At 48.2% G+C, this 12,113-nt stretch carries 12 protein-coding genes; 7 read left to right on the forward strand and 5 right to left on the reverse strand.

Annotated features, from left to right (window positions below; translation table 11 throughout):
• Position 1: 1 nt before the first annotated feature.
• The gene (locus Q3W13_RS07270) at positions 2 to 244 is read right to left on the reverse strand and encodes a hypothetical protein (RefSeq protein WP_302862526.1); all 243 of its coding nucleotides are present in this window, start codon (positions 242 to 244) and stop codon (positions 2 to 4) included.
• A gap of 1,089 nt (positions 245 to 1,333) precedes the next feature.
• Here Q3W13_RS07270 and Q3W13_RS07275 point away from each other — a divergent pair.
• The 6 genes from Q3W13_RS07275 (at position 1,334) to Q3W13_RS07300 (ending at position 8,993) form a co-directional block, all read left to right on the forward strand.
• Positions 1,334 to 2,611 carry a TolC family protein gene (locus Q3W13_RS07275; RefSeq protein WP_302862527.1) on the forward strand — a complete coding sequence of 426 codons (1,278 nt, stop codon included), beginning with the start codon at positions 1,334 to 1,336 and terminating at the stop codon, positions 2,609 to 2,611.
• 27 nt (positions 2,612 to 2,638) lie between these two features.
• Entirely contained in the window at positions 2,639 to 3,739 is a 1,101-nt protein-coding gene (locus Q3W13_RS07280; protein WP_302862528.1) for an efflux RND transporter periplasmic adaptor subunit, read from the forward strand.
• A gap of 32 nt (positions 3,740 to 3,771) precedes the next feature.
• Complete coding sequence (locus Q3W13_RS07285; RefSeq protein ID WP_302862529.1) at positions 3,772 to 6,912, forward strand: efflux RND transporter permease subunit; 3,141 nt, start codon at positions 3,772 to 3,774, stop codon at positions 6,910 to 6,912.
• Between the two features lie 299 nt (positions 6,913 to 7,211).
• A complete protein-coding gene (locus Q3W13_RS07290) occupies positions 7,212 to 7,421 on the forward strand; it encodes an addiction module protein (RefSeq protein ID WP_302862530.1) in 210 nt (69 codons plus the stop codon).
• Positions 7,421 to 7,720, forward strand: a complete 300-nt coding sequence (locus Q3W13_RS07295) for a type II toxin-antitoxin system RelE/ParE family toxin (protein WP_302862531.1) — start codon at positions 7,421 to 7,423, stop codon at positions 7,718 to 7,720. The genes Q3W13_RS07290 and Q3W13_RS07295 overlap by 1 nt, the downstream gene beginning before the upstream one ends.
• A gap of 424 nt (positions 7,721 to 8,144) precedes the next feature.
• The gene (locus Q3W13_RS07300; protein ID WP_302862532.1) at positions 8,145 to 8,993 is read left to right on the forward strand and encodes a DUF2911 domain-containing protein; all 849 of its coding nucleotides are present in this window, start codon (positions 8,145 to 8,147) and stop codon (positions 8,991 to 8,993) included.
• Positions 8,994 to 9,010: 17 nt separating this feature from the next.
• Here the strand turns inward: Q3W13_RS07300 and Q3W13_RS07305 are convergent, their stop codons facing one another.
• The 3 genes from Q3W13_RS07305 to Q3W13_RS07315 all read right to left on the reverse strand — a co-directional run bounded on the left by Q3W13_RS07305 (position 9,011) and on the right by Q3W13_RS07315 (position 10,292).
• Positions 9,011 to 9,190, reverse strand: a complete 180-nt coding sequence (locus tag Q3W13_RS07305) for a hypothetical protein (RefSeq protein WP_302862533.1) — start codon at positions 9,188 to 9,190, stop codon at positions 9,011 to 9,013.
• A gap of 84 nt (positions 9,191 to 9,274) precedes the next feature.
• A complete protein-coding gene (locus tag Q3W13_RS07310) occupies positions 9,275 to 9,793 on the reverse strand; it encodes a VOC family protein (protein WP_302862534.1) in 519 nt (172 codons plus the stop codon).
• Positions 9,777 to 10,292, reverse strand: a complete 516-nt coding sequence (locus Q3W13_RS07315) for a dihydrofolate reductase family protein (RefSeq protein ID WP_302862535.1) — start codon at positions 10,290 to 10,292, stop codon at positions 9,777 to 9,779. The genes Q3W13_RS07310 and Q3W13_RS07315 overlap by 17 nt, the downstream gene beginning before the upstream one ends.
• Before the next feature lie 117 nt (positions 10,293 to 10,409).
• Here Q3W13_RS07315 and Q3W13_RS07320 point away from each other — a divergent pair, with 117 nt between their 5' ends.
• Positions 10,410 to 10,796, forward strand: coding sequence for a helix-turn-helix domain-containing protein (locus tag Q3W13_RS07320; RefSeq protein WP_302862536.1), 387 nt, complete (start codon positions 10,410 to 10,412; stop codon positions 10,794 to 10,796).
• Positions 10,797 to 10,856: 60 nt separating this feature from the next.
• Here Q3W13_RS07320 and Q3W13_RS07325 read toward each other — a convergent pair whose 3' ends face one another.
• Positions 10,857 to 12,053: a winged helix-turn-helix domain-containing protein gene (locus Q3W13_RS07325; RefSeq protein ID WP_302862537.1), complete on the reverse strand. Its 1,197-nt coding sequence runs from the start codon at positions 12,051 to 12,053 to the stop codon at positions 10,857 to 10,859.
• Positions 12,054 to 12,113: the final 60 nt, after the last annotated feature.

The raw sequence follows: 12,113 nt of genomic DNA on the forward strand, positions 1-12,113 counted from the left end.
TTCATTTTTTCGTTCCCGAATCCACAACCGGCGCTGCTGCCGGCTTGCCAATGCGACTGGTGTCAGAGGGTGCAGCCCCTGCAGCCTGGCTGGAATGCGCCGCTACAGATGTATCAGCCGGCCCGCTGTTTCCATGGGTGGCGCCTGAGTCGCGGGTTGCTCCGCCGGTTTTATGGGTCGCCCCATTGCAGGCGCCGAAGGTTAGCGCAATAAGAATGCCCGCGCTGACGGGTAAATTTTTCATGACGATATTTTAAAAGGTAACAATGGGTATTAAGGCTTGTTTAATCTTTTTGGTAGTGCATGTGTTAGAGACGCGTCAGCAGATAAGCTTCGGGCAAAAGCGAAAAATACCTGCCGGCCGGTGAAACGGGTTCGGGCATAGGAACTTTTTTTGCATTACAGGCTCTCAAAGCGATAGGGTCACAGAGCAAAAACGCAAAGCATCTTGAGCGCGCTAAAAAAACAAACAAAACCGCGAAAAACGATTCCAGCCCGCGCAGGTTTTGTCGCTTTGTGCGTGAAAGGCCCTGTGCGCAAAGAAGCATTTCTGCTGACTTAATTTATTCGTATGTTGTTTATTTTTTAGTGGCACTCATTATCTCGCTGTTGCTCGGTCTTTGGTTCTTTTGTATCAAGACAAAAGAACTAGCCCCGCGGCAATGAGCGGGGTAAACATTAAGCTCTACCTTAAAATAAAATGTCGAAACTACCCGCAGGTGATTTAAAGTCGCCTTTTTTCAATTCTAATGCCATTCTAATCCCGTCAGAAATAATAAAAGGGTATCGCAGCGTGCCGTAGGTCAATGTCATTAAATTAATCCAAAAATGCGCTTTAGGTGCAAAATATTGGTAGAAATAATAAAAGGGTATCGCATGCGTGCCGCAGGCATAATGTCATTAAATTAAGCCAAAAATGCGCCGTAGGTGCAAAATATCGGTAGAAATAATAAAAGGGTATCGCATGCGTGCCGTAGGTACGCAACCTGGCCCGCTGACCCCTGTACGCGGTGTTTCGTACCTACGGCACAGAATCCAGAGCGGCGCCATTTTTCTGTCAATATTTGACCCTGATGGGGTCTTACTGCTTAACTTAATAACATTGACCGCAGGCGGTAAAGAGAGAAGAGAAAAAATCCATTTAATCCAACTCCCGTTCCCTCTTTATGCGCAGCAAAGAGAGGGTGGCCGGGCGAAGCGATGGCCGGGTGAGTCAACTATGCGAGCGGCAATTACACCACAAATCATTATCGCCCTTTTTTCAATTCTAATCCCATTCTAATCCCGTCAGTTTCAGGCCGGCGTAATTTTGCACGTCAAAAAAATTGATGCTATGTGTTTGAGATATGCTGTAACGGCGCTGTTCCTTTTATTTATCACTTCCACCTACCAGGCAAACGCCCAAACCGATACGCTCCGGCTCAATTTCCAGGATGCCGAGAAAAGGTTTTTAGAAAGCAATTTCGACCTGCTGGCTCAAAAATATAATGTGGAGTCTGCCAAAGCACTGATCGAGCAGGCACGCCTGTGGGATAATCCAACCCTTAGCACCGATCAGAATATCTACGACAGCGGCAGCAAGAAGTTCTTTTACCATAATAGCAGCCGCCAGCTGGGGCAGGTATTTGTGCAGCTGAGCCAGGTGTTCACTACCGCAGGTAAGCGCGGCAAACAGGTAAAAGTAGCACAGGACAATGCCAAAGTGCAGGAAGCCGAATTTAACGACCTGATGCGCAACCTGCGCTATAACCTGCAATTAGATTTCGGTCAGCTGGCTACGCTGATAGACCAGGCGCAGGTTTACCAGAACGAGATCACATCGGCGACGAGCCTGGTGAGCTCTATCCAGAAATCGTATGACGCGGGTAACACCTCGATGAAAGACCTGATCAGGCTGAAGGCATTGCTGTTCGGTCTGCAGAATGATATGATTGAAAACAGCCGCCAGATCAACGATCTGCAAACCGAGCTGAAGACCTTGATCCAGGCTAATGAAATGTCCTTCGTTAAGCCTGTGATAAATGATACCCCGAAAAATAACATAGATCTGAATGTAGCGGCGCTGATTGACCGGGCATTGGCCAATCGCGCCGACTACCTTTCAAACCAGTACCAGCTGGCTTCGGCACAGCACAACCTGGAGTTGCAAAAAGCCCTGGCCGCGCCGGATATTACCATCGGCGCCTCGTACGATAAAAACAGCAGCTACGCGCAAAACTACTACGGCCTGCAGATCGGCCTGCCGCTGCCCTTTTTTAACCGCAATCAGGGCAATATCAAATCGGCAAAGTATAGCCTGATGAGCCAGGAGAACACGGTAAAAAGCAATGAATCGAAACTAAAGAACGATGTGGTGGCGGCCGTCAATCAGTACAAACTCAACCAGCAGCTGTTCACCACCCAGCAAACCGAATTTAACCAGCAGTACGACACCCTGTTTAAAGCCATGATGAAAAGCTTTAAAGAGCGGCAGATAAGCCTGGTGGAGTTTGTGGACTTTTTCGACAGCTATAAAGACACCAAGCTGAAAATACTGCAGCAGCAATACAACCTGCAAAAATCTATCGCCGACCTGAACTTTGCCGTTGGCGAGCCTGTAATTAAACCCTGATAAAACTCATACTCCGAATAAACGATAATGAAAAAACAGTTCTATATAACCGGCATTTGCTCACTGGTGCTGTTTGCGGCCTGCAAGGATAAAAAGCAGGAGGCAACGGTGGCCAAACAGGTATGTGTAAGCGATACGCTGGCAAAAATGATAACCATTGATACGGCCAAAACCACCACGATGAAGGACGAACTGAGTCTATCGGGCGAAGTATCGAATGATGATAATCACGTGGTAAAGGTGTTCCCTTTCAGCAGCGGGCAGGTGCTGGAAGTTAAAGTTTCCCTGGGCGATAAAGTAACCAAAGGCCAAACCCTGGCCGTAATGCGCAGTGCCGATATCGCCGGAAACTATACCGACCTTACCTCCACCCAATCCGATGTGGCAGTTGCCAAACGCCAGCTGGAGCAGCAGGAATACCTGTATAAGAACGGCATCGCCAGCGAACGCGACTACACCGAGGCTAAGGAGAATTACAATAAGGCCGTTGCCGCCAATGCCAAAGTAAAATCGGCCATTGCCATTAATGGTGGCGGTAATACCAGCGCCAATGGCATGCTGGTAATTAAAGCGCCGGAAAGCGGCTACATCGTAGAGAAGAACATCACCTCGGGCAGCTTTATCCGCCAGGACAACAACGGCAGCATGTTCACCATATCCAACATGAAAGATGTTTGGATCTGGGCCAACGTGTTCGAGTCTGATATCAGTAAGGTAAAAGTAGGCTACACTGCAAAGGTCACTACTATCGCCTATCCCGGCAAGGTGTTCATGGGCAAGGTGAACGAGATCAGCTCCGTGCTCGACCCGGATAACAAGGTGATGAAGATAAAGATCGCCCTGCCCAACCCGGATATGCTGCTGAAGCCCGAAATGTTTACCAATGTGGTGATCACCAACAGCGAGAACCAGCAATCGGTATCAGTGCCGTCCAGGGCGATCGTGTTCGACAGCAGCAAAAACTACGTGGTGGTTTATAACGACAGGTGCGACATGAAGGTGCGCGAGGTAAGCATCATCAAAACGGTGGACGATGTTACCTACATCGCTTCGGGCCTGAAACCGGGCGAGCGTGTTGTGTCCAAAAACCAGCTGCTGCTTTACGACCAGATAACAGGGGATAATTAATAGTTGAACACCCCAAACAGAACGACCTGACAATGAATAAATTCATTAAAAATATAATCTACTTCTCGTTAAGGCACCGCTACTTCGTGTTTTTTATGACGGCCATTTTGGTGGTGATAGGGATATGGAGCTACACCGAAACGCCCATCGAGACCTTCCCCGACGTTACCAATACCCAGATCATCATTATAGCACAATGGCAGGGCCGCAGCGCCGAAGAGGTGGAGAAATTCATCACCATCCCTATCGAAACGGTGCTGAACTCGGTGCAAAAGAAATCAAACCTGCGCACCACATCGGCATTCGGTTTATCCTATACCCGTATCATTTTTGATGATGACGTGGATGATGCCTTTGCACGCCAGCAGGTGCTGAGCCGTTTGGCCAATGCCGACCTGCCGGATGGCGTAAAACCCGAAATTGAGCCTCCTTACGGCCCAACCGGCGAGATTTACCGTTATACGCTGAAAAGCAAAACCAAATCGCTGCACGAACTGACCGCCATACAGGATTGGGTGCTCGACCGTCAGTTCAAATCTGTTCCCGGCGTGGCCGACGTAAACAGCTTTGGTGGCGAGGAAAAAGATTATGAGGTAAGCGTAAACCCGGCCATGTTGCAGAAATACGGCTTGACCTCGCTCGACGTGTACAACGCCATCAACCGCAGCAACATCAACGTAGGTGGCGATGTGATCGAGAAAAACGACCAGGCCTACGTGGTGCGCGGTATCGGTTTGATCAACAACATCAGCGAGATACAGAACATCATCGTTAAAAATGTAAACAACGTGCCCATCCTGGCTAAGGATGTAGCCGAGATAAAAGAATCCGGTTTGCCGCGTTTGGGCCAGGTGAGCCGTGATAATAAAAAGGACGTAATTGAAGGCATCATTGTAATGCGCAAGGGCGAGAACCCCGCCAGGGTGCTCGACCTGGTGCGCGCCAAGGTGAAGGACCTGAACGATAACATATTGCCCAGGGATGTAAAGATCGACACGTTTTACGACCGCACCAATCTGATGGACTTTTGTACCGAAACGGTTATTCATAACCTGCTGGAAGGTATCATCCTGGTAACGGTTATCGTGTTCCTCTTCATGGCCGACTGGCGCACCACGCTTACCGTGGCCATTATTATCCCGCTCTCGCTGCTGTTTGCCTTTATCTGTATGCGCATAAAAGGCATGAGCGCCAACCTGCTCTCTATGGGCGCGGTAGACTTCGGTATCATTATCGATGGCGCCGTGGTAATGGTGGAGGGCATCTTTGTCGCGCTCGACCATAAGGCCAAAGAGGTAGGCATGCAGAAGTTTAACGGCCTGGCCAAGCTCGGCTTGTTTAAAAATGTAGGCGCCGAGATGGGTAAGGCTATCTTCTTCTCCAAGCTGATTATCATCACCTGCCTGATACCCATCTTCGCATTCCAGAAGGTGGAAGGTAAAATGTTCTCGCCGCTGGCTTACACCCTGGGCTTTGCTTTGCTGGGCGCGCTAATATTTACGCTTACGCTGGTGCCGGCCCTCTCGAGCATTTTGCTGAGAAAGAACGTAAAAGAAAAGCATAACCCGGTAGTTACATTTTTCGAGAATGGCATCCGCCGGATGTTTAACTACACCTACAAAAACCCTAAGATAAGCCTGATCGTTGCCGTTGCCTTTATGGCGCTCACCTTCTTTTCCGCCAGGTTTTTGGGCACCGAGTTTTTGCCCGACCTGAACGAAGGCGCATTGTGGGTAGAAGCCGAACTGCCGATGAGCGTGTCGTTGCCAGAGGCGGAAAGCATCAATCAGAAGATGATGCAGATCCTCCGCAAGTTCCCGGAGGTAAAACAAACCCTGGCGCAGGTAGGCCGCACCAATGACGGTACCGACCCCAAAGGCTTCTTCGACGTACAGATACAGGTGGACCTGAAAAACAAGAAGGAATGGCCCGGCGGCCTTTCTGAAGACGACCTGATTGACCAGATGGACCACCAACTCACCAAAATTCCGGGCGCAGTGTTCAACTACTCACAACCGATTCGTGATAACGTAGAGGAAGCCGTTGCAGGTGTGAATGCCGCCCTCGCCGTAAAAATATTCGGGCCTGACTTTGACGTGCTTGATAAAAAAGCCGACGAGGTACTAAACGTACTGAAAACCGTAAAAGGTGTTGACGACCTTGGCGTGCTCCGCAACCTCGGTCAGCCGGAATTCAGGATCGAGCTCGATCAGCGCAAGATGGCCCTGTACGGCGTAGCCACTGCCGACGCCAATGCCGTTATCGAGATGGCCATAGGCGGCAAGGCTGCTACGGAGCTGTATGAAGGCGAGCGCCGTTTCGATATCCGTATCCGCTACCAGAAAGAGTTCCGCGATACGCAGGAGAAGATCGAGAACCTGATGGTGCCCACGCTTAACGGCTCCAAGATCGCCATAAAAGAGATTGCCACTATTAAAACCATTACCGGTCCGGCATTCATTTACCGCGATAACAACACCCGCTACATCGCCGTAAAATTCTCAAACCGTGGCCGCGACCTGGGCAGCACCATTGCCGAAGCGCAGGCCAAGGTAGCCCGGCAAGTACACCTGGACCAGGGTTACTCAACCACCTGGGCCGGCGAATTTGAAAACCAAACCCGCGCGTCAAACACCCTGGCGCACGTCGTGCCCATCTGCCTGCTGGTGATCTTCCTGATCCTGTTCATTACCTTCGGCAACGTGAAGGACGCCTCGCTGGTGATCCTTAACGTGCCCTTTGCACTCATCGGCGGCATACTGGCGCTGCACATTACCGGCATCAACTTCAGCATCTCGGCAGGTATCGGCTTTATTGCCTTGTTTGGCGTGTGTATCCAGAACGGGGTGATCCTGATATCCGTGTTCCGCAAGAATCTGGAGGCCGGCATGCACCTCAACGAGGCGATACTGGATGGGGTGATCTCGCGCGTGCGCCCCGTGGTAATGACCGCCCTGATGGCTGCCATCGGCCTGATGCCCGCCGCCATATCCACCGGCATAGGCTCCGAAACACAAAAGCCCCTGGCCGTAGTAGTCATCGGCGGACTCATCACCTCCACCATCCTCACCTTACTGATATTACCCGTAATATATGCTTTGGTTTACCGTCTCATCCACCGCCGCGAAAACCGCAAGCTGCTAAAGAAAATGGGCGTGATACGAAACCAATAGGCCATTATTGCCCCGTTAATACCCCTATAAAAAACTAAGCCCCCGGAGAGATCCGGGGGTTTGGTGTTACTGTATCTCCACTAAGCCCATCAATCCTCATATCTCAGCCAACCTCTCCATCGATGGCCAACCCTGTTTCCCGGCTAAAAGCTTTTGCAGGATTACGGCTATCCCTGTCACCGCAGGTTCCACTATCGGTAGAGCCTTGAACTCATTAATAAAGATAATCACCGAAAAGAAATTGTCATTTAAAACATTTTGCTTTCCTATCTTTGTTATACACAATTATCTGGCACGTTATGGTGAAAATGCAGGAGATATTAGATTTAAGCGTGGATGAGCGGTTATCAATGATTGAGAAGATTTGGGATAGCATAGACCAGACTAACATTCCCGTACCTGAAAGTCATAAACAGGAACTGGACAGACGGCTGGAGCGTTTCGAAAAAGGCGAGACTACCTTTGTTACCTGGGAGTCGATCCGTAATGAGTTAAACACAGCCCGTTAATGTATCAATTATTGATATCTGAAGAGGCCCGGCTGGATATCCTCGATACATTTTCATGGTATGAAAGTCGGCTGCCCGGATTGGGGCATGGTTTTGAAAAATGCCTTGATGACGGCTTTCGTCGAATTCTTCAACGTCCGCTTATTTACCAAAAACGGTATAAAGGTGTCAGGGTATACTTTATAGAAAGATTTCCTTACGGCATACATTATTTAATAGACGGCAAAGATTTAAGAGTTTTTGGCGTATTCCACACAAGCAGAAATCCGGGAGAATGGAAGATTCGGCTGAAGGCTTGAAACCTTCCCAAATCCTTTCCGCCCCCGCAGATTCCCCTCATTTATTAAGCCTCACATTCTAGAAGAGATTTCGTCTCGATCCTCCCGTTTTATTTTTCGTGTCCGTAATTTCAACTACGGACGCCTTGGGTCTGTAACCTGCTACCACTATTCATAAAAATTAACCTTACCGGTAAGTATGGTTTTGCAAACGGGGTGGGGAACTCGGCCATGTTAAAATCGCCGGCCGACCTGGCGATAAGCTAGTCGGGCAAGATATATATGGCAGATGAGTATAATCATATGATACGAATGATAGAAATAGGCTAGTAAGATTTTATGGCTGAGTCTGATTTAGTTGCCTTGCCATTTGCTTTTACCCCTTGCGGGGGTATCATCAAAACGGGGTAACCTTTTACCTTTAGCCCAACCAAATCATTACAAAATGAAGAAAGTACTTTTTATGGCGATTGCCTTTTTGGCCCTGTCGCCCGGGGCATTTGCTCAGGAAATAAAATTGAAGATACCCGCGTCAAGCACCGGTCAGCGCATCGAGCAGGATTTCGGTCTTGGCATTATCTCGGTTACTTATTATCGCCCCAATACCAAAGGCCGCAAGATATTCGGCGGGATGGAGCCTTATGGGGCGGTATGGCGTACCGGCGCAAATAATGCTACCGTTATTAAGCTAACCGACACCATACAGGTTGAAGGCCATACGCTGGCCCCGGGCGCCTATGCACTTTTCACTATCCCCGGTGTTGATGAATGGACCATCATTTTTAATAAGAAAGCTGCCCAATGGGGCGCCTACGCCTATGATGAAAAGGACGACCTGTTCCGCTTTAAAGTAAAACCATTTAAGCTGGCGGGCAAGGTAGAGACGCTCACTTTACAATTCGCCGACGTTACACAGGAAAAATGTAAGTTCCAGATATTGTGGGAGAACACCGGCGTGTCGTTCAACCTTACCAATAACCCCGACGACCGCATTATGGCTAACATTCTGGAAGCGATGAAAGGCGAGAAGAAACCGTATTATATGTCGGCTATTTGGTGCTATAACCACAATCGCAACCTGGAGCAGGCCCTTGGCTGGATGCAGGAAGCCGAAAAGGCAAACCCTGCCGCCGATAACATGAAATACTGGCTGGCAAGACTGCAGCTAAAAACCGGGAACAAGGAAGCTGCAATAGCTACGGCTAAAGCCGGCTTAAAACTTGCCGAAGATAGTAGGGATGCCGAATACGCCAGGCTCAACAAAGAGGTACTGCAGGATGCCGGTGTGATGTAACGCGGGAGGCCCTGCTGTCAGGATTTATTCTTTTGTTTGGCAAAATGCGCGCGGGCCTGTTTAAGGCCTGTGGCAATTGCTTCGCCTTCGTTGCCGGTTGTCTTCAGTACCTCGTTGGCAATTTCTGTAGCCTTGTCGCGTATTTTTTTTGGCTGATTTTTGTATGATGGCGGATAGTCGCCGTTGTACCATGGCATAATAATTTCCTCCTTTTAACAATAACTGAATAGGGCGGCTATTTGTTTCTTCAAAATCAATTGGCTATTTCTGTATTACCGGTTTCATCTTTTAAAAACACGCTGTCCTTCTTTGGTCAGGCCTAATATTTCTGTCATTACACCGATCTCCCGGGACGTATCAAAAAAAACAATTTTCGCAACAGAAGTGTCAAAAGAGCTTACCTCCCGGAAGCCTTTGGCCTCAAATTGTGCAATAACCCTGTCCAATTCCTCCGCAGAAGTGGTATAAGCCAGGTGCTGAATACCGCCCGCCGGGTTTTTCTTCAGGTAATCCCGGAATATACTGTTCCCTGAAACCGGCTGGATCAGCTCGATATATGCCCCGCCGGAATAGCCATGGGCAACCAGGTTTTCGGCGTCTGACGGCTTTCCATAATACGTGCCGTTATAATCGCTGGCCTTACTTGTTTCAATTGTGCCGATGCTTATGCCCAGGGTTTCCTTAAAAAATCTCTCTGCCGCGGTAATATCTTTTACCACCCAGGCTACCTGTGCCAGGCTTAAGTTAGATGCTGCGGCCTCCACGTTCGTTATTCTATCAGGATTACTTTTGTATTTCATAATGAAGCTGAACAGTATTTTTGTTCAGTTTGGTTACCTCTAATAAATTGAGTTTTAATTCCAGATCCACATCGTTTAAAAACGGCAGGCCGCTTCCAAAAATAACGGGCTCCATCACGAAGTAAATATCAGTTACTGCTCCGGCTTTTATAAACTCGCTGATGGTTTGGGTCCCGCCAATAATTACAGCTTCCGTATGCCCTTTTGCGGCAAGCATTTCCACTATTTTGCCGGCGCCATCTTGTGTAAAAACAACGGTTGAGTTTTCTGACCTCTCGTGCGGGTTGGTTGTCAGCACAACGGTAGTGCCGTCTGTTTTCAGAGGCAGGTAATCGGGCGCAAGAATGTTATAGGTGGTTTTGCCCATAATTACCGCTTTATATTTTTTACAGATAGCTTCAAAACCCTGGCCGTATTCGGCCGACAGCCAATCGGGTACATTTCTTTGGTTGGAGATCTTGCCATTGGCGGCGATTGCTATATAAATACTGATTTTCATTAGGAGATATTAATTTGTTTTTTGTTCAGGAATGTTGTTTTATTTTTATTCAAAATTGCGCAGCTACACAATGGCACGCAATAACTAACAAAATTGTTAGTCGACAACCAGCTGATTATGAGAAAAGAACAATCAACAAATTATGCTAACGAGCAGTTTTTATCCCAGGTGTGCGAGCGTAATTCTGCTATAAGCATGATTAGCGGACGATGGAAGGCTCAAATTGTTTATTACATATACGAGGGCAGCAACCGGTTCAACCTGTTACAGAAAAAATTACCTAAAATATCAGAAACAGTATTGGCGAGACAGTTAAAGGAGCTTGAAAAACATGCTATTTTGGTAAAAGCAGAAGTTCCCGGTACGGTCCCCACCGGTATAAAGTATATATTGACCAACAAAGGGCTGGACTTGGTGCCTATTTTAGAAAGCCTGTGCGATTGGGGCAAAATATATGCCGAAGGTAAAGAAATTTTTGCCGGTACCGAAGCTGAAAACGCTTAGCGATTGCAGTCATCACGTCATAAATAGCTGCACCCTATTTCTTCGGAATTGTTTAGTTTCTCAAAATTCACGCTTAACAGCATTCAAATAATCAGGCCGGTTACACTTGGCAAATGTCACATCCCGGCATTGGTTAAAATGAATAAACTCTTTCAGCGTATTAGCGAGCTTCCCGATCATGTCCTCACTAAGCGTCACGTCCTCAAAATGGAGGTTATGGATGATAAGCACCTTATTTTTTCGGTCGGCTTTTGAATCCATGCGCGCCACAAAAGTATCGCCTATCAATACCGGCAGCGAAAAATAGCCATATTTGCGTTTGGGCGCGGGGACAAAACATTCCACCTGGTAATCAAAATCAAAAAAGTCGCGCAGGCGGTGGCGAAATACATTCAGGATATCAAAAGGGGATAGAATAAAAGCATCACCGGCCAGTTCAATATCAGTTGGCTGGTCTGGCAGCATGTAAAGCGGCCCTTTTAAGCCTTCCACAATAACCGTTTGAATCAGGCCCTCCTCAACCATTTTCGGCAGTTCTTTTTTTACAAGGTTGTCTTTCACATACCGTGCCCGCCAGGCCATTTCCTTTACGTAGCCGATACCCAAAGCGCCGAGCGTCCGCCGGATTACAAAGCGGGCATATTCTTGTGGCGAAGGTTCAGTTAAATCCGTTTCATGCGGAACCAAATTCAGCGGTAAATCATATACTTTGTGAAATTTCGGCGTCCGGCAGATCATCAGATGACCTCCTAAATAAAGTCTTTCCAGCGCTATTTTTGCCGGCCGCCAGTCCCACCAGCCGGAGCTGGCTTCTGTACGGTCGTTTTCAAAATCGCCTACCATCAACGGTCCTTCGCGTTCAATACGATCAAGCACTTGCTTAGCCAATTGTGACTCGGCTTTGGTTTGATTGTCCCATCGTTTGCCAAAAGCCGCTTTTACCGGCAATGAAAATCGGAAATCCTGCATGGGGATGAACCCTGCGTCAGAGGTAAAATATTCATAAATCCGGCCGTCTTCCCGCAGCTCGTCCAGCCATACCAGTTCATAATCAGGCACCCGCGACCACATCACCTGGTGATGCGCCCGCTCTACGGTATAATTAGTGTCCAGCTGAACAAACCCTAAATGATCAATCAACTGGTAAACAGCCTCTGCACCCATGCCAAACTGCGCTTTCCGCGCCAGGCCGGCAGCATGAATAATGATCTTGCGGGCTTCGGATTGGGTGAGTTGAACAGGTTGCAGGGCAGGCATAATGAAGTTTGATATTCTTCAAAAATAACAAGTTTACGGAAGTAATGAATAAACATGGAT

It is taken from the genome of Mucilaginibacter sp. L3T2-6 (assembly GCF_030519355.1).
Lineage (GTDB): Bacteria > Bacteroidota > Bacteroidia > Sphingobacteriales > Sphingobacteriaceae > Mucilaginibacter.

What these genes read in the sequence shown, in the direction of transcription:
- Q3W13_RS07310 (WP_302862534.1), bottom strand. Translation starts at nt 9,793, where the DNA reads ATGAAATACAAAAGTAATCCTGATAGAATAACGAACGTGGAGGCCGCA.
- Q3W13_RS07290 (WP_302862530.1), top strand. Translation starts at nt 7,212, where the DNA reads ATGGTGAAAATGCAGGAGATATTAGATTTAAGCGTGGATGAGCGGTTA.
- Q3W13_RS07320 (WP_302862536.1), top strand. Translation starts at nt 10,410, where the DNA reads ATGAGAAAAGAACAATCAACAAATTATGCTAACGAGCAGTTTTTATCC.
- Q3W13_RS07270 (WP_302862526.1), bottom strand. Translation starts at nt 244, where the DNA reads ATGAAAAATTTACCCGTCAGCGCGGGCATTCTTATTGCGCTAACCTTC.
- Q3W13_RS07285 (WP_302862529.1), top strand. Translation starts at nt 3,772, where the DNA reads ATGAATAAATTCATTAAAAATATAATCTACTTCTCGTTAAGGCACCGC.
- Q3W13_RS07325 (WP_302862537.1), bottom strand. Translation starts at nt 12,053, where the DNA reads ATGCCTGCCCTGCAACCTGTTCAACTCACCCAATCCGAAGCCCGCAAG.
- Q3W13_RS07305 (WP_302862533.1), bottom strand. Translation starts at nt 9,190, where the DNA reads ATGCCATGGTACAACGGCGACTATCCGCCATCATACAAAAATCAGCCA.
- Q3W13_RS07275 (WP_302862527.1), top strand. Translation starts at nt 1,334, where the DNA reads ATGTGTTTGAGATATGCTGTAACGGCGCTGTTCCTTTTATTTATCACT.
- Q3W13_RS07300 (WP_302862532.1), top strand. Translation starts at nt 8,145, where the DNA reads ATGAAGAAAGTACTTTTTATGGCGATTGCCTTTTTGGCCCTGTCGCCC.
- Q3W13_RS07315 (WP_302862535.1), bottom strand. Translation starts at nt 10,292, where the DNA reads ATGAAAATCAGTATTTATATAGCAATCGCCGCCAATGGCAAGATCTCC.
- Q3W13_RS07280 (WP_302862528.1), top strand. Translation starts at nt 2,639, where the DNA reads ATGAAAAAACAGTTCTATATAACCGGCATTTGCTCACTGGTGCTGTTT.
- Q3W13_RS07295 (WP_302862531.1), top strand. Translation starts at nt 7,421, where the DNA reads ATGTATCAATTATTGATATCTGAAGAGGCCCGGCTGGATATCCTCGAT.